17 protein-coding genes are annotated in these 21,841 nt (G+C 46.0%); 8 read left to right on the top strand and 9 right to left on the bottom strand.

From position 1 onward, the window contains the following. Positions 1-10 precede the first annotated feature (10 nt). Positions 11-2,539: an FtsK/SpoIIIE family DNA translocase gene (locus DVG78_RS24780; RefSeq protein WP_114463712.1), complete on the top strand. Its 2,529-nt coding sequence runs from the start codon at positions 11-13 to the stop codon at positions 2,537-2,539. 181 nt (positions 2,540-2,720) lie between these two features. Continuing rightward, on the top strand, positions 2,721-3,350 hold the full coding sequence (gene lolA1, locus DVG78_RS24775; protein ID WP_114463711.1) for an outer membrane lipoprotein periplasmic chaperone LolA1: 630 nt from the start codon (positions 2,721-2,723) through the stop codon (positions 3,348-3,350). A gap of 36 nt (positions 3,351-3,386) precedes the next feature. Here lolA1 and DVG78_RS24770 read toward each other — a convergent pair whose 3' ends face one another. The 3 genes from DVG78_RS24770 to DVG78_RS24760 all read right to left on the bottom strand — a co-directional run bounded on the left by DVG78_RS24770 (position 3,387) and on the right by DVG78_RS24760 (position 6,279). Further along, the gene (locus DVG78_RS24770) at positions 3,387-4,091 is read right to left on the bottom strand and encodes an SDR family NAD(P)-dependent oxidoreductase (RefSeq protein WP_114463710.1); all 705 of its coding nucleotides are present in this window, start codon (positions 4,089-4,091) and stop codon (positions 3,387-3,389) included. 21 nt (positions 4,092-4,112) lie between these two features. Then, a complete protein-coding gene (locus tag DVG78_RS24765) occupies positions 4,113-4,886 on the bottom strand; it encodes a trypsin-like serine peptidase (protein WP_114463709.1) in 774 nt (257 codons plus the stop codon). A gap of 109 nt (positions 4,887-4,995) precedes the next feature. After that, positions 4,996-6,279 (bottom strand): sterol desaturase family protein, encoded by a 1,284-nt coding sequence (locus tag DVG78_RS24760; RefSeq protein WP_114463708.1) that lies wholly within the window; start codon positions 6,277-6,279, stop codon positions 4,996-4,998. A 177-nt stretch (positions 6,280-6,456) separates the two neighbouring features. Between DVG78_RS24760 and DVG78_RS24755 the strand changes: the two genes are divergently transcribed. The 4 genes from DVG78_RS24755 to DVG78_RS24740 are packed head-to-tail and all read left to right on the top strand — an operon-like array spanning position 6,457 to position 13,349. Next, positions 6,457-9,696, top strand: coding sequence for a SusC/RagA family TonB-linked outer membrane protein (locus DVG78_RS24755; protein ID WP_114463707.1), 3,240 nt, complete (start codon positions 6,457-6,459; stop codon positions 9,694-9,696). A 36-nt stretch (positions 9,697-9,732) separates the two neighbouring features. Next, the gene (locus DVG78_RS24750) at positions 9,733-11,175 is read left to right on the top strand and encodes a SusD/RagB family nutrient-binding outer membrane lipoprotein (RefSeq protein ID WP_114463706.1); all 1,443 of its coding nucleotides are present in this window, start codon (positions 9,733-9,735) and stop codon (positions 11,173-11,175) included. 6 nt (positions 11,176-11,181) lie between these two features. Then, complete coding sequence (locus DVG78_RS24745; protein WP_114463705.1) at positions 11,182-12,525, top strand: sodium:solute symporter family transporter; 1,344 nt, start codon at positions 11,182-11,184, stop codon at positions 12,523-12,525. After that, positions 12,522-13,349, top strand: coding sequence for a metallophosphoesterase family protein (locus DVG78_RS24740; RefSeq protein WP_114463704.1), 828 nt, complete (start codon positions 12,522-12,524; stop codon positions 13,347-13,349). The genes DVG78_RS24745 and DVG78_RS24740 overlap by 4 nt, the downstream gene beginning before the upstream one ends. 42 nt (positions 13,350-13,391) lie before the next feature. Here the strand turns inward: DVG78_RS24740 and DVG78_RS24735 are convergent, their stop codons facing one another. The 4 genes from DVG78_RS24735 to DVG78_RS24720 all read right to left on the bottom strand — a co-directional run bounded on the left by DVG78_RS24735 (position 13,392) and on the right by DVG78_RS24720 (position 16,268). Continuing rightward, positions 13,392-14,177, bottom strand: a complete 786-nt coding sequence (locus DVG78_RS24735) for a DUF3223 domain-containing protein (protein WP_114463703.1) — start codon at positions 14,175-14,177, stop codon at positions 13,392-13,394. A gap of 193 nt (positions 14,178-14,370) precedes the next feature. Beyond that, the gene (locus DVG78_RS24730; RefSeq protein WP_199563293.1) at positions 14,371-14,550 is read right to left on the bottom strand and encodes a hypothetical protein; all 180 of its coding nucleotides are present in this window, start codon (positions 14,548-14,550) and stop codon (positions 14,371-14,373) included. A gap of 233 nt (positions 14,551-14,783) precedes the next feature. Next, complete coding sequence (arsS, locus tag DVG78_RS24725) at positions 14,784-15,848, bottom strand: arsenosugar biosynthesis radical SAM (seleno)protein ArsS (protein WP_114463702.1); 1,065 nt, start codon at positions 15,846-15,848, stop codon at positions 14,784-14,786. Positions 15,849-15,932: 84 nt separating this feature from the next. Beyond that, entirely contained in the window at positions 15,933-16,268 is a 336-nt protein-coding gene (locus DVG78_RS24720) for an arsenosugar biosynthesis-associated peroxidase-like protein (protein ID WP_114463701.1), read from the bottom strand. 311 nt (positions 16,269-16,579) lie between these two features. Here DVG78_RS24720 and rnr point away from each other — a divergent pair, with 311 nt between their 5' ends. Continuing rightward, positions 16,580-18,946, top strand: a complete 2,367-nt coding sequence (rnr, locus tag DVG78_RS24715) for a ribonuclease R (RefSeq protein ID WP_114463700.1) — start codon at positions 16,580-16,582, stop codon at positions 18,944-18,946. A gap of 38 nt (positions 18,947-18,984) precedes the next feature. Here rnr and DVG78_RS24710 read toward each other — a convergent pair whose 3' ends face one another. Next, on the bottom strand, positions 18,985-19,983 hold the full coding sequence (locus DVG78_RS24710) for a hypothetical protein (RefSeq protein ID WP_114463699.1): 999 nt from the start codon (positions 19,981-19,983) through the stop codon (positions 18,985-18,987). Between the two features lie 138 nt (positions 19,984-20,121). Here DVG78_RS24710 and DVG78_RS24705 point away from each other — a divergent pair, with 138 nt between their 5' ends. Continuing rightward, positions 20,122-20,790: an MCP four helix bundle domain-containing protein gene (locus DVG78_RS24705; protein ID WP_114463698.1), complete on the top strand. Its 669-nt coding sequence runs from the start codon at positions 20,122-20,124 to the stop codon at positions 20,788-20,790. 5 nt (positions 20,791-20,795) lie between these two features. Here the strand turns inward: DVG78_RS24705 and DVG78_RS24700 are convergent, their stop codons facing one another. Next, positions 20,796-21,773, bottom strand: a complete 978-nt coding sequence (locus DVG78_RS24700; protein WP_114463697.1) for a Rieske 2Fe-2S domain-containing protein — start codon at positions 21,771-21,773, stop codon at positions 20,796-20,798. Positions 21,774-21,841: the final 68 nt, after the last annotated feature.

Raw genomic sequence — 21,841 nt, 5'->3', positions numbered from 1 at the left:
TTTTTCATCGATGGCTAAGAATGTTATTCCTTCAACGCCCCAAAAGCGTGAGCGAAAAAGCACTGCCGGCAGCGAGATGGGGCAACCGAAAGCCCCGTTTAAGCAAACGCCTTCAGATCCACGCAAACAAAAAATGTGGGGTTGGGCATTGGTGTTCTTGTCGCTGTACATGCTGGGCGCCTTTGTGTGGTATCTGTTTACGGGCGCAGCCGACCAAAGTGTGGTGGATTCTGCTTTTACAACCAAACTTCGGATATCTTCCCGTGAGACTCAAAACGGAATGGGCTTTTTTGGCCTGTTGCTTTCCCACTTTTTTATCTTTCGGTGGTTTGGAATAGCGGCCTTAGGGTTCCCGTTTTTGTTGTTTCTGATTGGTTTTAAAATTGCGCAAAAGCGTGAATTATTACCACTTCAACGCACCACGCAACTCACCTTAGTATACATTTTTTTGCTTAGTCTGTTTTTTGGATTTCTCGTTTTAAAAACGGATTCGGTGCGTTCGATGAGCTTTCTGTGCGGCGGAATCGGCTACGAAATCAACAGTTTACTAGACCATTACATCGGCTGGGGTAGCTTCTTTGTGGTTTTGGGGGGCTTCGGAACGGTGCTGGTGTATTTTCACGGAATTAATTCATTCGATGAATTGGCCGACCGATTTGAGAATCCAATCAAAAGAAGAGCAAGACCTGTTGATTTGGAAGTGGTTTCGGAAGAAGATAAATATCTTGAACCCAATATAGAAGACGAGGAGGAAGAAGTGATGGCTCCCGCCGTTGCGCAGCCTAAAAAAGAAACCGTGACCCTTGAAGCTGAAAAAGCTAAAACGATAGAATTGAACGGGAAGCTACCCAACGGAAAAGCAGCGGCCAAACCGGTCTCTGGTGGGTTGACGCTGATTGTTGAAAATGCGGATGAGATGACAGATGAGAAAAGCCCAGCGGATGAGATACCCGTTTCAGGAACGACCACAAAAATTCCTGTAGTACCTTTTGCGAATGCTGACCACTTAGCCAACGATTTGGTGGCCGAGCACGGGCCCTATGACCCAACGCTTGATTTACCTAATTACCAATTTCCAACGCTTGATTTGTTACATAATCGCGGTGAAGGGAGTTCAAAAGTAACGGCGGAAGAGTTGGAAGCCAACAAAGACCGGATTGTAGAAACGCTCGGTAACTACGGCATCAGCATTGCCAGCATCAAAGCAACGATTGGACCGACCGTTACGCTTTATGAGATTATTCCAGAAGCGGGGGTGCGTATTTCCAAAATTAAAAGTTTAGAAGATGATATTGCGTTGAGTTTGGCGGCGTTGGGGATTCGTATCATTGCGCCGATGCCTGGCAAAGGAACCATCGGAATTGAGGTGCCCAACAAAAACCGCGAAATGGTCTCCATTCGGTCGGTATTGGCGAGTAAGAAATTTCAGGAAAGTACGTTTGACTTGCCGGTTGCCTTGGGAAAAACCATTTCAAACGAGTTTTTTATCACAGATTTGGCTAAAATGCCTCACTTATTGATGGCGGGTGCCACAGGGCAGGGAAAATCAGTCGGGTTGAATGTGTTGTTGGCCTCGTTGATTTATAAAAAACACCCGGCGTTGCTAAAGTTTGTTTTGGTCGACCCGAAAAAGGTGGAATTGACCTTGTTCAACAAAATTGAGCGACATTTTTTGGCCAAGCTTCCCAATAGCGAAGAAGCCATTATTACGGATACCAAAAAAGTGGTTCATACGCTCAATTCCCTCTGTATTGAGATGGACAATCGCTACAATTTGTTGAAAGAAGCGGGCGTTCGCAACGTCAAAGAGTACAACGCTAAGTTTACGCAACGGCAGTTGAGTCCCGAGCGCGGGCATTGTTTTCTACCTTATATTGTGTTGGTAATCGACGAGTTGGCTGATTTGATGATGACCGCTGGCAAAGAAGTAGAGCAGCCCATTGCGCGTTTGGCGCAGTTGGCGCGGGCCATCGGAATTCACTTGGTGGTGGCGACGCAACGCCCTTCCGTCAATGTGATTACGGGTTTGATTAAAGCCAACTTCCCCGCGCGTTTGTCGTTCAGAGTTACCTCAAAAATAGATTCCCGCACCATTCTGGATACGGGTGGAGCTGAGCAACTGGTGGGCATGGGAGATATGTTGCTTTCGTCGGGCTCAGACATGATTCGCTTACAATGTGCATTTGCCGATACCGACGAAATTGATGAAGTGTGTGATTTTATTGGGAATCAACGCGGTTATCCGTCGGCTTACAATTTGCCCGAATTCAGCGGAGATGATGATGAAACCGACCGAGAAGCTGTTGACTTGGCCGACCGTGATTCTATGTTTGATGAGGCGGCACGGGTTATCGTCATCAGTCAGCAGGGAAGTACATCGTTGATTCAGCGCAAGCTTAAACTGGGCTACAACCGCGCGGGGCGCATCATGGACCAACTGGAAGCGGCGGGTATTGTGGGGCCGTTTGAGGGAAGCAAAGCACGCGAAGTACTCATTACTGATATTGCGTCTTTGGAACAAATGCTCAAAAACCTTTAATTGAAGAAAGAATAAGCCTGCTTTTGACGATTTCATCGAACAGCACATAGCTGTTTGTAAAGGTTTTGTCGCTTGTTAACGGACTTGTGGTAACTTTGCAACGTATATTTTGTTAATACGGTACAGTTTTTAAACCATCAAGGTGAAAAACTGTCTAAAAAGAGCAATTAAACCTACGACAATGAGAAAATTTTTGGTTATAGCATCGCTTTTTGCGACTACGCTCCTCCAAGCCCAAAATGACAAACGTGCCACCGCTATCTTAGACGCGATGAGCAATAAGTACAAAACAATGACCTCGTTCAAGGTTGCCTTCACGTATACTAATGAAGCCTCCAAAGAAACCCTGAAAGGGGACGCAACCGTAAAAGGAACGAAGTTTCGATTGAAAATGGCTGGTCAGGAAATTTTCAATGATGGTAAGGTGATGACCACCTACATCAAAGAAAGCAACGAAGCGACCATCAATACCTACGACCCCAAAGAAGTAGGTGACATTGACCCCACAAAAGTATATACCATCTACAAAAAAGGCTACAAATACGTGTTTATCGAAGAAGTAACCGAAAGTGGACGCGTGTACGAAGTGGTGGAGCTTTCGCCCGAAAAGAAAGAAAGTAAAGTGTCTAAAGTTCAGATTAAAGTGGACAAAAAAGATAAATCCGTCAGAAGTTGGAAAGTAATCCAGCGCAGCGGACAGCGCCTGACGTTCAAAGTAGATAAGCTTACGCCTAATGTAAAGGTGGAAGATAAATTCTTCGCTTTTGACCCTGCCCAATTCAAAGGGGTAGAGGTAATTGACCTTCGATAAGTCAGAATTACTTCTTATAAAAATAACATCGGGGAGTTATTTCAACTTCCCGATGCCCCCGTCTACGCCAATTATTTGCCCCGTTACCCAGCTTGCTTCGTCAGAAAGCAGCCACTTGGCGGCCGATGCTACATCGTCAGGGGTGCCAATGCGTCCGAGCGGATGCCGCTTGGCTGAAGCTTCTCGTTTTTCATCGTTTGAAAGTAAACCACTCGCCAAAGGCGTATCGGTGAGCGACGGAGCCAAGGCATTGCAGCGAATTTTGGCCGTTGCAAATTCGGCCGCCAACGAACGCGTGAGTCCTTCAATCGCCCCTTTGGAAGTAGCGATTGAGGCGTGAAATCCCATACCAGTCTGCACCGCTACCGTGCTGAAAAGCACAATAGATGCGCCGTTTGCTTTACGTAATCTGCTCAAATTGGCTTGTAAAACGGCCACCGCTCCCAACACATTGATTTGGAAATCGGCTTGAAAATCGGCCGTCGAAAAGCGCTGAAAGGGCTTGAGCGAAATCGTGCCTGGAGCGTACACGATTCCGTGGAGTATATCTGGCAAGACATCAAAAGTACCCGTGGCTGTTTGGGTTACGTCCCAAGTAATGTGTTGACTTTTCAGATTTTCGGGGGCTGTTCGCGAGGCGGTAAAAAGCACCGCCCCTTCGGTTTCCAGTGTTTTGGCAAGCGCGTATCCAATTCCTGAACTTGCTCCAACAATCAAAATATTCTTTCCCTGAAATGACATAGTAAGTTTACGTTTGTCATTTTAACCAAATGTGTACGAAGAGTGTTTAAAAGACTGTTGCGAAAAAGTTTGATTACGAGCAGCTATCCACCCCGAAATTTTATCATATACATGCTTTGTGAGCAAAACGGCGCTTCCGAATTTACGGTTTTCGGGCCGGTAGCCGCAGGAGGCGGCGTTGCCAGATACATGAATACCAACGACCATGAATCGGCCTTGGTGCTCAATCCATATCGGTGAGCCGCTGTTTCGTTGGGTCGTGGTGAATGAATGGATAAGGCAGTGTTTGGTAACCTCAATGACTCGGCCTTCTTCCCGCCACATCTCAAAATCAGCCTTGTCGATGGGGTAGCCTGCGATGTGAATGGGGCTGTTTTCGGTTAAATTTTCGGCTACCAAGTAGTTTTCGTTCCAATCAAAGTGCCCTCCCATCTGCTGATAAACGGCGTCCGTATCAAGCATTATCACGCCAAAATCGTCTTTAACGTAACAATTTGGATTTTTATAGTCAGGAATTGAGTGAATTTTAAACGTGAAAGGGGGAATGTCTACCCAATAAATATGCGGTGGCAACACCGCATTGATGAAGGGATACACCTTAAAATGACTGATGCGTGATTCTGTTTCATTCAGCGAATGGCCCGCCGTAACAATGACATTTTTGTCAACCAAAAAGCCCGTCGAGCGACTGACGTAGGGCAGAGGGTTTCCTTCAAAGTCGACGCGAAAAATTTCTAAAAGGCATATATATCGGTAGGGAGCAAACCCCGAATTTTCAACCCGAAAACGATTCATAATTGTAAAGTATTTGCCGCAAAGTGAGGCAAACCGATTAGTGAACTGATAACAACAAGCGGTTTTACTAATCAGTTCACTAAAAAAATCATACCCAAGCCAAAGAATATTAGGCAGTTGCCCATTTTTTTTCAGGTTGAGCGGCAGAATCTTTGCGAATGTCAAACCAAATAAAAAGGCCCGTGATGATGGTAGCCACGACAAAATAGGCGCTGAGAACGAGCGTAATCCACGGCAAAGCCCCCCCGATCCCGAACCAATTGGTTGTGTAAATCAACCAAAGCCCGATGCCGTTTTTGAGCCCTTCCCACGCCAAGGCGTACGGGTTGCGGTCCATGAGTTCGGTATACGCAAAGACGCTCAGAAAAATAAAGCCGCCGTAGACAAAAATATTGGGCGTGCCTATTTTGGCAATGTACAGAAAGAAATAATTGATAAGAGCAAACGTAAATAAAAACTGAAACCACGTCCAAACTAAAAGCGCAGTGGAGGCTTTGGTGGTGTATTTTTGAAAATGATAGGGGTCGTCAATTTTGTGTACGGGGTATTTTTCCTCAATATCGGCTGGGCGCCAACCAGTGGGCATAAACCAAATACGAAGTTTATCCCGCCAACTGTTGGTTCGGTATGCATCCTGAATGAGTAGCCATAGGTGCTGGAAATTGATTTTAATGGGATTCCAGGTTTGGGCTGGTCGCGTAATGCCGTAAACGGGTGGAACGTGGGGTAATTCTTCCTGAAATGTCCCAAAAAGTTTATCCCAAATGATAAAGATTTGTCCGTGGTTTTTATCCAAATATTCGGGATTGATGGCATGATGCACACGGTGATGCGAAGGCGTGACGATGATGTGTTCTAAAAAGCCCATTTTATTGATATAAACGGTATGATACCAGAACTGGGCAAAAAGATGCAAAGGAGCTACGATGGCAATGACCGTTGGCGAAACGCCCAACAACGCAGCTGGTAGCAAAAAAATGGTAAACAAACTGACGAACGACGAGATGCTTTGCCGAAGTGCACAGGCCAAATCAAACTCTTCGCTGCTGTGGTGGATGGCGTGTTTGTTCCAAAAAAAGTTGATTTCATGACTCATGCGGTGGACCCAATAGCCCGAAAAATCAAGCGCGATGAACGCCACGGCGTAGGTGGCAATCGTGGACTGAATGGTATAAATGGCCCAGTGTTCGACCATCCAACCATAGGTTAAGATAGAAACACTCAGTCCCAACACATCCTTGATGATATTAGTATAGCCTGAGCTCATGCTGGAGAGCATATCCATGGTGCGGAAAGGCTGTTTTTTGACCGCCCACCCGTAGATTTTTTCTAGTAAAACCAATCCCAAAAAAATGGGCATGGCAATGAGCAAGATTCTTCCGTAGGTTTCCATTCGTATTGTGCTTCAAAGGTAGTAGGCAAGCATACTGTTTTAGTGGTACAAAGGTAAAAATAATTTAATTTTATCAGTAATTGATTGTGCTATTCATGGATAAATGCCTCGGTGTATAAAAGTCAAAACTCTTTATGGTGTTTTACCGTATATTATTTAAACGTATATTTTTTCACGATGAAGCTATTATACTTACAAAAGTCCATTCAAATTTTTAGTCTGTCATTGTTGCTGTTTTGCGTGGGTTCGCACGTTGTGATGGCCCAAAAGCTCAAAAAATTGACTGGGACGGTTTTAGATGCCGAAACCGCTCAACCATTGGCGGGAGCATCTGTCAATGCAGGGCCGAATGAGGGTGTAATAACTGACATAAATGGTGTATTTAGTTTGCTTATTGGCGAAAACAATCAGAAAGTTAAAATTTCCTTTGTGGGTTTTCAGACTACCGAAGTAACTATCGGCAATCAAGCCAATGTGACCGTTTATCTGAAAGCAGGTAAATTATTAGACGAGGTCATCATCACTGCCTTGGGTGTGGAGCGTGAATCCAAAAACTTAGGTTTTGCGGTGCAACAGGTAGATGCCCGGGAAATCAGCAAGGTCAAATCTACCAACTTTCTGGATAACTTGGCCGGACGAGTAGCGGGGGTCAACATCACCGCCGGAACAACGGGCGTGGGCTCTTCGACCAAAATCACCATTCGGGGCGAGTCTTCGTTTACCAATGCGAACCCTTTGTTTGTGGTGGATGGGATTCCCATTAACAATAACACCATCGTAAATAATGTCAACGACGATGCCGCCGGCTTTCAGGAAGTGGATTTTGGCAACGGTGCCATGGACATCAACCCCGACGATATTGATAAAGTAACGGTGCTCAAAGGCCCGGCCGCTGCCGCCCTGTACGGCACACGGGCGTCCAACGGAGTTATCATTATCAAGACCAAAACAGGAGGAAATCAGAAAGGCATCGGCGTGTCGTTCAACTCGACCAACTATGCCGAAACGCCCTTTAAACTGCCCGTTTTTCAAAATGGGTATGGCGTGGGCAATAGTGGTAAATTTGCGTTTAAAGATGGTCTGGGCGGTGGAATCAACGACAATATTACGTACAGTTACGGCCCAAAACTGGATGCCGGTCTTTTGATTCCGCAGTTTGACAGCCCCGTTTCCCTGCCCGATGGGCGCGTGGTGCGCGGCGGTGATCTGGCTATCCACGGCGGTTTGCCCATTACACCGACGCCGTTTGTGTCTCACCCCAACAACGTCAAAGATTTTTACCAAACGGGCTATACCCGCATCAATAATCTGGCCTTCACGGCAGGCAATGAAAAAAACAACGCTCGTTTGTCATTGACCGATTTAGCCAGTCAATCCATCATTCCGGGCGTAGATTTGAAACGTAAAACCGTTTCGGCTGCTTTTACCTTCAGCCCGACTTCGTCGCTGAAAATCCTGTCGACCCTTAATTATGTGAACACCGGCAGCAAAAACCGCCCCGCGACCAAATACGGCTCCGAAAACACCAACTATGCCATGGTAGGCTGGTTGGGAAGGTCTACGGATATCAACTCATTAAAGGATTACTGGCAACCGGGACTGGAAAACGTGCAGCAATATTCGTACAACTACACGTTTTTCGACAATCCTTATTTTACGTTACTTGAAAACCGCAACGCCTTCAACCGCGACCGGTTATTTGGAAATGTATCATTGAAATACGACTTCACCAAAGAACTGTCGCTGACGGTACGGACGGGCATGGATTACCAAAACGAAGACCGGACGTTCAGAAGAGCGTTCAGTTCCAATCGTTTCAAAACGGGAGCGTATGCCGAGCAAAATGTATTTTATCGGGAAATAAACTCCGATTTTCTGGCGAATTATTCCAAAACATTCAGCGACTTTTCGGTAGATGTATCCTTGGGAGGCAATCAAATGAACCGCAAAGCCAATTTGGAGCAGATACAAACCCTCTCGCTGGCGCAGCCGGGCGTGTATTCATTGGCCAATGCGTCATCACCGTTGGAATACTTTCAAAATGCCGATAATAAACGCATCAACAGCTTCTACGGTATTGCCAAATTTGGCTTTAAGAATATGCTGTTTGTAGATATTACGGGCCGCAATGATTGGTCGAGCGCGTTGGCTACGGCTACTTCGGTGGCCAATACGTCGTTTTTCTATCCGTCGGTTTCGGCGGGGTTCGTGGTTTCCAACGCAATCAAATTGCCCGCAATCATCTCTTTCCTCAAAGTTCGGGCGAGTTATGCACAGGTGGGCAATGACACCAATCCGTTCCAGACCAACGGAACCTTTACGTCGCGTACGCCCGTGGGTGGTTTGCCGAGTTTCAGTGACCAAAACTTTATTCCCAACGCCAATCTCAAACCCGAAAGCATCACCTCGGTGGAATTTGGGGCCGACGTGCGGTTTTTTAATGACCGCCTGAAATTGGATGTAACCTACTTTAACTCCCTGAATAAGAATCAGATTATCTCTCTGCCGATTGCAGTGTCGTCGGGGTATGTGCAGCAAAACGTCAACGGCGGCGCTATTCGGAGCAAAGGCTTGGAAGCAATCGTAGATGTTACGCCCGTGCAACGGCGTCGTTTTAAATGGAATACGTTGATCAATTTTACGGCGTATCGCAACCGCGTGGAGACATTGCCCGACCAAGCCAAGACCATTACGCTGGCCTACAATCGCGTGTATGACATTGTCAATCAAACGGTTTGGTATCAGGTGCAGGAAGGCGGTCGAATGGGCGATATGTGGGGAACGGGCTATCTTAAAAATGCCAACGGCGACTTTGTTATCAACAAAACAGGCGGGTACATTGCGGATAACACCTTGAAAAAATTGGGAAATTACAATCCCGATTTTATGGTGGGATTCAATAACAATTTTACATATAAAAACATCAATGCTGCGTTTTTGGTCGATTGGCGGCAGGGCGGGATTTTGGTGTCGCGAACGCTGGCGCTGGCGGCCGTGGGCGGACAGTTGATCGAAACCGCCGACCGTCCCGAGGCAGGCATTGTGGCCAAAGGTGTGGTGAATACCGGAGCCGCCGAAAGCCCCGTCTACCAGCCCAATACCGTAGCCGTGTCGGCCGAGACGTATTATCGTCAATATTATGACCGCAACCACGAAGAAAATAATACCTACAATGCGTCGTATGTGAAACTGAGAGAGGTACAATTGGGCTATCAACTGCCCGCTTCTGTGTTGGGAAAGCACATTCAAGCCATCAGTGTTTCGTTGGTAGCGCGGAATGTGTTTGCCATCAGCGACATGCGCCATTTTGACCCTGAGCAAACGGCCTTTCAGGGGCAGAAGTTTTTGTCGGGTGTGGAAGATATGAGTTATCCGACTTCGCGCAGTTTGGGCGTTAAATTGAGTTTGACTTTCTAAATCATCGATGTTTTTATTGTTCAAATGCATTCAATCATGAAAAAATATATCGCTCATTTCTCAATCATTTTGTTGGTGATGTTGGGAAGCTGCACCAACGATTTTGAAAAGATCAACGTCAATCCCGTAGCTCCCGTAGATGTACAGCCCGAGTTGCTATTCCGTAAAGTGCTGTTCGATTACGCCGACCAAATGTCGTACGAAGGCTTCGTAGCGGGCAATTTGCTGGGGCAATTATTCACCGCCATTGATTTCAATTTATTTGACCGTCACAGCCTTACCGAAGCACAATACGGAGGAAATCCCTGGGCGTTTTTGTACGAAAATCTTCGCGACAATGAAATCTTGCTCGCCAAATCCCGCTCCAATCCAGCGTATGCGGTCTACGAAGGTCCGGCCCTGATCTACAAAGCGTACCTGACGGGCGTACTGACGGACCTCTACGGCGATGTGCCTTACAGTCAGTCGTTGAAAGGGAAAGAGGGAAATGTAGCGCCCGTGTACGACGCGCAGCGGGATATTTATTTGGGCAAAGACGGCATCATTGAAAATCTTACCAAAGCCGTGAGTGTCATCAGTGCGTACAAAGGGGCACAGGCCTTGCAGGGCGATATTATTTTCGGAGGCAACCTGTCGTCGTGGCGTAAGTTGGCCAATTCGCTGAAATTCAAATACTTGATGAGGGTGTCGGCGCAGGAAAATGTGGCTGCCGAATTGGTGAAAATTTACGCCGGTGGAGACTTCATCAAATTGCCTTCCGAAAACGCGGTGTACCAATTTACGGCCTCGCAGCCCAATAATTTCCGCATGGCCACGGCGCGTGTTGGGGACTTTAACCTCTTCATTATGTCGGAAACGGTCGAAGAAATATTGACCAAACTGAATGACCCGCGCAGGCAGGTTTTCTTTCGGCCTACGGCCAATAATGCCAACGTCTACAAAGGATTGCTCAACGGCCCCGATGCGTCCAAACTTTCTATTTCGGTCGGAAATTATTCTTTTGCGGGACGAATATTTCGGGAAGATGCTGGAAAGTTGAAAGCCAATTTTCTGACGAGTTTTGAGGTCAATTTCCTGCTGGCCGAAGCCGCCGAAAAGGGTCTTATTACCGCCAATGCCAAACAACTCTACGAAACGGGCGTAACCCAAGCCTTTGAGTATTGGGGAGCTACGTTGCCCGATACTTACCTCAAAACCGCCCCGGCGGCTTATAAACTAAACGGGGCCAATCCCGTAGAGCAGATCATTACGCAAAAATGGTTGGCCAATATCATCAATGGTTACGAAGGTTGGGTCGAGTACCGCCGGACGGGTTTTCCAAAACTGAAAAACATCTCGGCCAGTTTAAATCAAAACCTGATTCCGGTCAGATTGCCTTATCCTACCACCGAAGACGCCCTGAATAATGCTAATTTTATAGCGGCCGCGTCCAAAACCAATAACAACAGTGTAAATTCGCCCGTTTGGTGGGATAAATAATTTTGTATGGATGCAATTACGTGGCAATGGGTGATCATGATTGGGTCGAGTCTCCTGTTGTTTGTGGTCTCACCGCTGACGAGTAAAACCAACGATTTTTTTAAAGGAAGCAAAGACAACGTACCGCCCAATTCGCTGTGGCTGACGAGCAGTCTGGTCATTTCGTGGCTTTTTGCCAAATCCATTACCAACGCCGCTGATTTGGGCTATGCCTTCGGAATCGTGGGCGGAGTGGCCTACGCGGGCTATTACCTTTCGTTTATGGTAGCGGGTGTGCTGATCTACCAAATGCGCATCAAAGGAAATTTTCGCAGCATTCACCATTTTCTGGAAACGCGCTACGGAGAAGTGGCGGTGGGGCTGTTTTCGTTGCTGATCGGCTTCCGACTTATCAACGAGATTTGGTCCAATACCATCATTATCGGCACCTATTTCGGCGAGCAGGGGAGCGTTCCGTACTTTTCTTCCATTGCGGTGTTTACGATTTTGACGTTGGCCTACACGCTCAAAGGCGGGATGCGGAGTTCGATCTTTACCGATATGATTCACTTGGTGCTGTTTATGGTGCTTTTGGTGTTTATTTTGGCCGTGCTGATTCCCCAAACGCCCGGCGGTATTGCAGCTTTGGTGAGCAAAGGCGAATGGAAAATGAGTCAGGGCGTCAACTTATTGTGCGTAGCGTTGCTTCAATCTTTGAGTTATCCTTTTCACGACCCCATCATGACCGACCGGGGTTTTATTGCGCCGCCTCGTACTACGTTGGTTTCCTTTGTGATGGCGACGGTAATTGGTATGTCGTGCATCATCCTGTTCAGTTTTGTCGGTATTTTTGGTTCCATGAAAGGTCTGCCCGCGCCCGCCACGGTGGAAGTGGCCAAACTGTTCGGTTTGCCCATGATGCTGATGATGAACTCCATCATGGTGACCTCGGCGGCTTCTACGATCGATTCCACCTTTTCGTCGTCTACCAAACTCATTCATCTGGATTTACTCAAAGAAAAAGGAATCAGTGTGCGTAAAGGGCGCATCACGATGGTGCTGTGTGCTTTGTTTGGCACATTGCCCGTATTTCTAAATCCCGAAATTCTTTCAGCCACAACCATCAGCGGCACGATGGTGCTGGGATTGGCGCCTATCTTTCTGTTTTGGTGGATAAAAGCCCCGAAATGGTCTTTTTACGGCTCGGTCCTTTTCGGCATTGCCTGCGGACTAACCACCATTTTTGTCAAAGATGTTCATTGGATTCAATTTTCCGACGGCAAATACGCCGATCTGCTCAGCATCAACGTCGTCGGAACAATAGGTTGTTTTACCTTGTTTTTTATACCTGTTCTGTTTAAAAGAAAGTGACGCCTGAAACGCAACATATCGGTACCCTGCGCGGAAAAGTCCTGATCTTTGGGGGTGTTTACTCCAATTATCAGGCGTTGGAAGAACTGTATCAATGGGCAACGAAGGAAAATATTCCTGCGCAAAACATCATCTGTACGGGTGATATTGCCGGCTACTGCGCTTCGCCGGTCGAGTGTCTGGATTTTCTGGAAGACTGGGGCATTCGGGCAATTCAGGGAAACGTAGAACAAAATCTGCTCAACGGCACCGACGACTGCGGTTGCAATTTTTCCGAAGGCAGTCGGTGTGATTTTTTTGCCAAACAGTGGTTTCCGTACACCGCCGTTCGGATGACCCGACGTAACCTGAACTACCTCGCAACGTTACCCCTTTTTCTTGACTTCCAATACGCCCAAAAACGCGTAAAAGTGCTGCACGGCTCGATGCAAAATATCTCGGAATTTGTGTTTAAATCCACGCCGTGGGACGTAAAAGCGGCGAATTTTGAAGCGGCAAAAGCGGACGTCATTCTGGCCGGTCACTGCGGATTGCCGTTTGCAGATGCCCAAGATGATAAATTGTGGCTCAACGCCGGCGTGATCGGAATGCCCGCCAACGACGGCACACCCCGCGTGTGGTACGTCATGTTGGACGATGCCAACGATACCTTTTCGTACGAATTCAGAAGTTTTGAGTACGATGCCGGCGAAGCCAACCAACTCATGATGGAAAACGGCCTGCCCTATTCCTATTCCGAAACCCTCCTAACGGGCCTCTGGGACAACTGCGATATCCTGCCCGACGAAGAAACGGCTTTGCAGGGTGTGGCTATTGAATTTTAGTAATTTATGGATTGAGGAAAAGAATAATATTCGCAGATGTTTTTATTCTATTGTTAAATCTTTTGAGGTCCTTTTAAGTCTTGCCATAGCTGTTCTACTTGAATTACATTCAGTTCTCACAATGCGTAAATTAGCTTTTTCGGAATGATATTTTCTGAATTTTTCCTTCCAATCTGCATCTTGAAAAATAATATGGTTTTGATCGTTTGATATGTATTCAATTTTTTCCAACTCTATCCTGTTCACTTCCTTAAATCTATCAACGATTACTGAAAACGTATTTGGCTGTCTATGGTCAATCGCTAACTCAGTCCATTTTGAAAGTATACCTGTTTCTTGACATTTAACTTGACCTTTAACTGAATTCTTATCAAAATAGTCCTGTTTTACTGATTTAATGTCATCGTGAACAGAGTTTCTACAAGCTACATAAAACAATTTTTCAGGAGTATATTTTGTGTTGTTAAGTATCATTAAGTAGGAAATGTACTGGCTTGTTTGGTCGTTATAAAAGACTTCAAAACACTTGGTGTTAAACTGGACTCTGGCTACTTTGATATCTTCAATTAATATTTCTGTTTCGCCTGACTCATTGTTTTTATTTGTTTTACCCTCATCATCTATTTCTTCTGCCTGAATTTCCTGCGTTATTTCAAGCTCGGCTAGGTAATTAAAGTAGTCATAGTCAAGCAAGTCTATAAGGTCTTCAAAATCAGCCTCGTTTAATGATAGCCCACAATCATAGGAATTTAAGATTGTTCGGTAATGTGAGATTGCATCTTTTTTGAATTTATATTCTTTCGGCCCTATTTTAAATGGCTTCCTCATTACAGTTTATAGTTTGCCTTTTCTTGAATCTTGACGTCTATTGCGTACCTACGGTACTTATTTAAAGTCGCTGATACTTTCTTTTCTACCGATATATAATCCCTACGGGATTGAAAACATTGACTGTTAGATTTTAAAAAAATGCGTTTACATAAATCTTTCCGTGTTTCCTTTCTCCGTTTTCCAAATCCCCTCACTCTTTCCCCAACTGCTTCAACCGCCCCTGATAAGCCTGCCAATAATTTCTTTTGGTAGCTTCGTTGAGAAAAGAGGTGGCAACCATTTTTTCTACCGTTTCGGAGCGGGATAGCAAGGTAGCAAGCAGATGGTTGAAAGTAGTTTCACTGATACCGGCCTGTGCTACTGAAAACATAATTACATCAAAAAGAGCATTTTAATGCACTATTCCTTGAAATTATCTTGTATTCGATGAATTATACGGCCCAATAGTGCGATATATGGCACTTTTTAGAATGAATCAAAAATATAGTGACTCTCCGCGTTGTACGCCTCTGTGCCTCCGTGGTTGAAAAATACCACTCAAAAACAAAAAAAATCGGTACCGAAGTTATTCGATACCGATTTGTCTGTCAAGCTGCAAACAACTTATTTGGCTACTTCTCCGCCACACGAACTGCCAGCTCCCGCCGTACATCCATAACAATGCTGGTTGATGATGATGGAGCGTTGGGTCAACGCCTCCATGTCAAAATCCCGCAGGTGCTTGGCTTTTCCTGCTACTTTCAGGTCCAGCATTTGATTAAAATCGCAATCGTATAAGTACCCATCCCAACCGATAGACAGCGTTGTGCGGCACATGACGTTGGCCGCCGCTGTCGGATTGAAGGAGTTGACGAGCTTTTCCATGTATTCGCTATAATTGCCGCTTACCAACAGATAATCCAAAAAGCGACTGATGGGAATGTTGGTGATGCAAAACAAATGATTGAATTCAATACCGTATTTTGCCTTCAACGCCCGTTTGAATTCCTTTTCCATGCCTGCCTGTCCGCTCGGCAGAAAAGCCCCCGCCGGGTTGTAGACCAAATTAAGCGTCAGGCCGCTGCCTTCCTGCCCGTAGCCGACGGCATTGAGCATTTGGAGCGCTTTGATGGAATCTTCAAAGACGCCGTTGCCGCGCTGCGAATCGGTGCGGGTGGCGGTATAAAACGGCAGCGAAGAAGCCACTTCAAGGCGGTGCTGTTTGAAAAACTCTGGCAGATCGTGGTATTTCTTATTGGCTAAAATAATGGTCAGATTACACCTAACGATGATGTTGATGTCATTGTCGATGGCTCTGATTTGCTCAATGAACCACCGAAAATGCGGGTTCATCTCGGGCGCACCGCCCGTAAGGTCGATGGTCTTGAATTTATGTTTTTGCAGAACATCCAAACACAACTGCATGGTTTCCTGCGTCATGATTTCTTTGCGGTCTGGTCCCGCGTCTACGTGACAATGCTTGCACACCTGATTACACATTTTCCCCATGTTGACTTGAAAAATGTCGATTTCGGTGGGCTTCAGCGGAAAAAGACCGATAGGTTCTAGCTTCTCACGAAAAGACGGGAGGTGTTTCCCCAAAGTAAGGCGGTCGTTTAACACCTCCAATTGAAACGCAGATTCGCCCAGTTCATGCTTTCGGGCTTTCAGTGATTTGACAGGATTCATATTGTGGGCAGGAGTCAGGAGCGAGAAGTGAGGAGTCAGAAGTGAGTATAAAAACTTCTGACTCCTCACTTCTCGCTCCTGATTTTACATGGTTAGTTCTTTTGCTTTGTTGATCATTTGGGTGCTGTGTACCAGGGTAATTCCCGCTGCCATGACTGCCCCTACATGCACTGCCTCCATCATTTCGTCTTCTGAGCAGCCTTTTTCGAGCGTATCGGTTGTGTAAGCGTCAATGCAATACGGGCATTTGAGTACGTGGGCCACGGCCAGTGCAATCAACGATTTTTCGCGGGAGGTGAGTGCCCCTTCGGCAAATACGTCGCCGTAGTACTTAAAAAAATCGTTGGCCAAATCTTTGGCACCAAAGGCCCCAATACTACCAAATTTCTTGAGGTCTTCGGAATTGTAATACGTCGACATAAAGCGATAATGTTTATGGTTATCTATAATTACGTAAATATAGCAATGTTAGATTTGGACCGTTGTACATAAATTTAAGACGGTCGCGGCGGTGTGTTTGTATTTATAACTATCTTTCGTAGGGTTTTGTCTTTGATATCGTAAAAAAAGATATTGATATGTACGCTGAAATGTAGCTTTTGGTAAGCTGCTAGAAGGAAGGATGAAAGGGTATCAAAGCAAACAACATAACAAGCTGACGGGAATCAATAAGCGTATTATGTAATGTTTTTCCGTAAAAAATGGTTATTTAAGCAGAAGTAATTTTAAGTATGAATAAAAGAAAAAAAACAAGCGAGGTAAAAAATAAAAAAACTCGCTCCCAAAAAAAGATTGTTACTTTTTTGGATGAATTCAAATCAGAGATTGCCGCTTTTTTTGAAATCAACAACGAACAGCCATTTGAACTGCAACAGCTTCACGACCATTTTGACGCCGATGACCATAAAATGCAGTTGATTCTGAATGGGTTACTCGATGAGCTTATTGAAGAAGGACGCATCAAACGTACGCCAGAAGGTTTGTACGTTGCCAACGTAAGTGCCAATGTGCTGATTGGAAAAGTAGAACACGTCAACAAAAACTACGCGTTTATTGTCATGGATTCGCCGTTGCCCGAAGGCTCCAAACTTTCGGAGAACGCTGACGTGTGGGTCGACTCCGACGATTTGCGCGGAGCCATTGACGGTGATACAGTGCGCATTACGCTGTTCAGCGATTATCGCAGCGGCCGCCGCCGTGAAGGACGTGTAGAAGAGGTCATTGCCCGAGGAAAAACAGAATTTGTGGGTGAAATCGAACTGTGGCCGAAGTACGGCATTGTGGCTTTAGACAACCGCCGGATGTACGAAGATGTGTACATCCCAGAAAATAAACTTAAAGGTGCGCAGGATGGCGATAAAGTACTCATCCGCCTGACCCAATACGCGACACGCTCGCGCCGCATGGAAGGAGAAGTGGTGGAAGTACTCGGAAAAGCAGGCTCTCACGAAACCGAAATGCACGCCATTTTGGCGGAATTTGGCTTGCCGATTCGCTTTACCGAAGAATTAGAAGCCGAAGCTAATGCCATTCCCGACACCATTTCTGCCGAAGAAATAGGGCGTCGCCGAGATATGCGCGATATAACGACCTTTACCATTGACCCTGCCGACGCCAAAGACTTTGATGATGCGCTTTCGGTGCGGTTTTTAGACAATGGAAACTACGAGATCGGGATTCACATTGCCGACGTGACGCATTACGTGCGCCCCGGAACGGCCTTGGAGCAGGAAGCCTACGCACGGGCTACGTCGGTCTATTTGGTGGATAGAACCGTGCCTATGTTGCCCGAAAAACTTTCTAATAATCTCTGCTCACTACGCCCTAACGAAGATAAACTCACGTTTTCGGTGGTGGTTGAAATGACACCCGATGCCAAAATCAAACACGAGTGGTTTGGGCGTACGGTGATCCACTCCGACAAACGATTCTCGTACGAAGAAGCGCAGGAAGTATTGGAAATGCAGGCGGCGGCTGACAAAGCAGCCAAAGAAGAAGGATTTGTGGATCTTTCCGCGCCATTACCCTATGCAAAAGAATTGACACTTTTGAATACATTGGCCCTTCAACTTCGTGCGGACCGATTTGCCAAAGGCGCCGTTAACTTTGAAACGACCGAGGTGAAATTTCGATTGGATGAAGCAGGAAAACCGCTCGGAATTTATACTAAAGTGCGCAAAGATGCGCACAAGCTAATCGAAGAGTTTATGCTCTTGGCCAACCGGCGAGTACCTGAATTCATTTACCAAAAATCCAAAGACAAAGGCAATCCAAATACCATGGTGTATCGGGTTCACGAAGAGCCTGATATGGAAAAGTTGCGCATATTTGCCGCTTTCGCGGGGCGTTTGGGGTATAAAATGAAATTTGAGAATGAAAAGCTTGCCGCCCAGTCGCTGAACCAGTTGATGGAAGACCTCGAAGGCAAGCCCGAACAAAATGCGCTCGAACAGTTGGCGATTCGTACTATGGCCAAGGCCCGTTATGGCACCGAAGACGCGGGGCATTTTGGGTTGGCGTTTAAGCGGTATTCGCACTTTACGTCGCCCATCCGACGCTATCCTGATATGATGGCGCACCGTTTGTCGCAGCATTATCTGGACGGAAAGCCCTCGCCCGACCGTGCCGAACTTGAGCCTGCCTGTAAACATTCCTCGGCGCGGGAGCAGTTGGCCGCCAATGCCGAGCGTGCCAGTATCAAGTACAAACAAGTGGAGTTTATGGCTTCCATGGAACCAGACCGTGTTTGGAATGGTATCATTACGGGCGTAACGGAATTCGGGATTTTTGTGGAAATCACCGACACCGCGTCTGAAGGACTGGTGCGGATGAATGACCTCAACGACGATTATTACGAACTTGACAAAGAAAACTACCGTTTGGTAGGGCAGCGCACCAAAAAGTTTTACACTTTTGGTGATGCCGTAAAAGTAAAGGTCAAAGAGACCAATATTTCGCGCAGAAGTATGGATTTAGTGTTGGCCGATGCCAACCCAACGCGCAGTACTTCATCGTTTAAAAATACCACTGAACGGAGTCGTCAACGCAGCGCTGGCTCATCGCCCAAAGATAAAGGCACCCGCCGAAAACGCAGATAGCGAGACGTTGGAGGCTATTGATAACCAATAGCTTCCAACTATTTTACTTCTATCCGAATACTTACTTCTTTTTGGGGTTTACAAAACCAATCTCCTTGGCAGCGCAGGTAGTAAGTGGTGGTCACTTGGGGATAAAATCGGCGCTCATTGCGGGCCGAATAGCTGAAGCGTTGGACCAATTCTTTGGCATTCCCATCGGTTTGTGAAAACCATTCCAAGGGCCCTTGGGCCCCATCTACCACGGGACATCCTGAAAAATAGAGAATTGTTTCCTCTCCTTTTCCAACCGTGGTGGTAGAAGCGGTGAGGGTAGGCGTGGGAACGTCGCATGTAGCACATTCCTTTTCACGCACAACGATGTATTCAACGTTGGGAGCAAAATCGGCGGCTTTGAAAATGATTCGTGGCGACCAGCTGGCCGTGGCAGCATTTTCCAAAATAATGCGTTGTGTATCAAAAGTAGGCGTTGTTGAAAGACTTACCTCCGCGCACTTAACTTCGTTGAGTAAGCCAGAATAGCCTTTTCGAAGGGCTAATTTGTACTCGCGGGCGGTGGGCAGGGTCACGTAACCTGAATCTTCTTTGACGGTGATTTCGTACGGAAAAGGATAAAGCGTATCGGGCTTCGGTAAGTCCCGATCTATGTCATCCTGATAGCCTTTGTCCGTAAAACGAATCAATGCTCGCGTGGCTTGACGGTCGGAAGTAACGCCTTTGGGGCCTTCCCAAACGACTTTGAATTTCCGTGAAATAACATTTTTATAGGAAAACGGGCGTTTTACCAACTCACATGGATTCGTAATTCCGCCCCGGTAAAAAACGCCGTAAACGATGGTGCCGTAATAAAGGCTGTCTTTGGGGTTATAAAATCCCCGTTCGGTGTTGGTTTCTTCCAAAAAAGAAACTGGTTGGTCGGGCAGACATTTTCCCGTTGTTGCCTGATTGTCTTTGGTTCTCTCGGCTTTGGGCAATATCAAATCGCATCCCGTCATGGCGGCAATTCCCAGCCACATTCCTACTTTTAGCCACTGTTTCATCTCCCCGAAATAGATAATGGTTTTTACAAATATACGGTGATTTTATCCAAAACGTTTTCCTTGGGTTTAATACAGATTTTGTATCTTTGAAAAATAGCTCCTAGAATTGATTCGTCGCACTTTTTAACCTTTCTCACCATGAAATGGGCGTATAGTTTGCAACAAAAATTAAAAATCGCCGTGCTATTAACGGTTATTTTTGGATTGTTATTTGTCAAAAATCTACTTGATAAACAAAGTTTTACGGAGTTAGGCGAGGCGTTTTCTACGGTTTATGAGGACCGGCTGCTGGCAGAAAGCTACATTTATAAATTCTATCACCACTTATCAGATAAGAAGATTGTCATTGATGGCTGTGTGGCGTATGAGGATGTAAATCAGATTAAAGGGCAACTTTCTCGGCATAATGAGGCGATTAATGCGCTAATTCATGAATTTGAAAAAACCAAACTAACGCCTGCGGAGGAGGTTATTTTCCGCAAATTCAAATTTCACGTGGCCGAAGATTTGCGGTTGGAAAAGCGTTATTTTTACCAAAATGATGGAGTAACAGACATTGTAAACGCCAAAAAAGTGTTGAATAAGTCATTTTATGTGATGTCAAATGACCTGAATCTTCTATCCAATATTCAAATTTCAGAGGGGGAAAAGGTGGCCAACAGCTCGCGACAAATCGTTCTTGGCTCGGCTTCTCAAAACCGATTTGAACTGTCTTTGCTGATTGTACTGGGTTTAGTGGTCCACGTATTGATTTTTGCCTCAAAATCTACATTTCCAAAAACGCCTCAAAATCCGTCATTAAACTAAATTATTTACCAATACACCTCAAAATCAACGATTTCTGATGCCTTTTGATGGGGTTGATACAACCAAAAATACAACTCTTTACCAACGGTATCGGCCGATGTAGACACAAAACTACGTTGCGGGAAGTTATCTAGGTTGTTTTTCTGCATTTCTAGGATGCGCTTGTCTTGCTGGATAATGATTCCGAATAGCTTTTTTACGACCCATTTTCCAAAAAAACGCAACCAAGGACGCAGCAGAAATACCCGTGCGGCATAAGTACATCCCGCTTTGGATTCATTGAGACAAGCTTCAATTCTAATCAACGGCTGTTGGTCTTGGGTGAGGTATTCCAAAACCGCGATGTTGGGATAAATATAATGCGCCGTTGGGGTCAGAAGTTGGTAGTTTTTGGGCAATAGTTTAGTGAGTAGTCCTTTGGCGGGTTCGGCTTCATACACTACCTTAAAACCATTAGATTGGGGGAAAAGACGCGCTTTGAGAGGCGACCGTTTTGTGTTTTCTGAACGAATAAAACCGTTGTGTACGTAGTGTGTATGGCTGCCTTCTAAAAAATTCTCCAACGTATTGAGCAAGTTTGCGGTGGTGTTTCCGCCTAGGATTACATCTTGCGTTAAGGCTGAAATGGCAGGGAATGGTGCAGTGTCAGAAGTGGTTGCCCATACAATACCACCCTCTACGCGAAGCGAAATACACTCCAACGCAGCATCGGTGGCCTTGTTGATGACGGGTACAAATGTATTTTTGCCTTTATGGTTAAAACACCAGCCGTGATACGGGCAAACCAATTCACCGTTTTGCAGCCAGCCCTGCGACAACGGCGCACCACGGTGCGGACAAATATCCTTAAATCCCGCCCAATGGTTATGGGTTTTGTAAATAACCAACGCACCAAAAGGCGACGAAACAGGATGGGGCTGATTGGCCTTGAAATCACGCTCAAACCCCAGCGGCCACCAGGTATTTTGGTGGTAGTATGTCATGGGCAGCAAGGGTTTTGACTAACTTTTGAACACTGGGCGTCTGACGGTTCAAAACCGTCGGACGCCTG

The organism is Runella aurantiaca, assembly GCF_003339505.1.
Taxonomy (GTDB): Bacteria; Bacteroidota; Bacteroidia; order Cytophagales; family Spirosomataceae; genus Runella; species Runella aurantiaca.
Note: the sequence above shows the minus strand (reverse complement) of the source record. Positions and strands in the feature narration are given on the sequence as shown.

Bases quoted from the DNA above. Each gene is read 5' to 3' on its own strand.
- DVG78_RS24780 (WP_114463712.1), top strand. From the start codon at position 11: ATGGCTAAGAATGTTATTCCTTCAACGCCCCAAAAGCGTGAGCGAAAA.
- lolA1 (WP_114463711.1), top strand. From the start codon at position 2,721: ATGAGAAAATTTTTGGTTATAGCATCGCTTTTTGCGACTACGCTCCTC.
- DVG78_RS24770 (WP_114463710.1), bottom strand. From the start codon at position 4,091: ATGTCATTTCAGGGAAAGAATATTTTGATTGTTGGAGCAAGTTCAGGA.
- DVG78_RS24765 (WP_114463709.1), bottom strand. From the start codon at position 4,886: ATGAATCGTTTTCGGGTTGAAAATTCGGGGTTTGCTCCCTACCGATAT.
- DVG78_RS24760 (WP_114463708.1), bottom strand. From the start codon at position 6,279: ATGGAAACCTACGGAAGAATCTTGCTCATTGCCATGCCCATTTTTTTG.
- DVG78_RS24755 (WP_114463707.1), top strand. From the start codon at position 6,457: ATGAAGCTATTATACTTACAAAAGTCCATTCAAATTTTTAGTCTGTCA.
- DVG78_RS24750 (WP_114463706.1), top strand. From the start codon at position 9,733: ATGAAAAAATATATCGCTCATTTCTCAATCATTTTGTTGGTGATGTTG.
- DVG78_RS24745 (WP_114463705.1), top strand. From the start codon at position 11,182: ATGGATGCAATTACGTGGCAATGGGTGATCATGATTGGGTCGAGTCTC.
- DVG78_RS24735 (WP_114463703.1), bottom strand. From the start codon at position 14,177: ATGAGGAAGCCATTTAAAATAGGGCCGAAAGAATATAAATTCAAAAAA.
- DVG78_RS24730 (WP_199563293.1), bottom strand. From the start codon at position 14,550: ATGTTTTCAGTAGCACAGGCCGGTATCAGTGAAACTACTTTCAACCAT.
- arsS (WP_114463702.1), bottom strand. From the start codon at position 15,848: ATGAATCCTGTCAAATCACTGAAAGCCCGAAAGCATGAACTGGGCGAA.
- DVG78_RS24720 (WP_114463701.1), bottom strand. From the start codon at position 16,268: ATGTCGACGTATTACAATTCCGAAGACCTCAAGAAATTTGGTAGTATT.
- rnr (WP_114463700.1), top strand. From the start codon at position 16,580: ATGAATAAAAGAAAAAAAACAAGCGAGGTAAAAAATAAAAAAACTCGC.
- DVG78_RS24710 (WP_114463699.1), bottom strand. From the start codon at position 19,983: ATGAAACAGTGGCTAAAAGTAGGAATGTGGCTGGGAATTGCCGCCATG.
- DVG78_RS24705 (WP_114463698.1), top strand. From the start codon at position 20,122: ATGAAATGGGCGTATAGTTTGCAACAAAAATTAAAAATCGCCGTGCTA.
- DVG78_RS24700 (WP_114463697.1), bottom strand. From the start codon at position 21,773: ATGACATACTACCACCAAAATACCTGGTGGCCGCTGGGGTTTGAGCGT.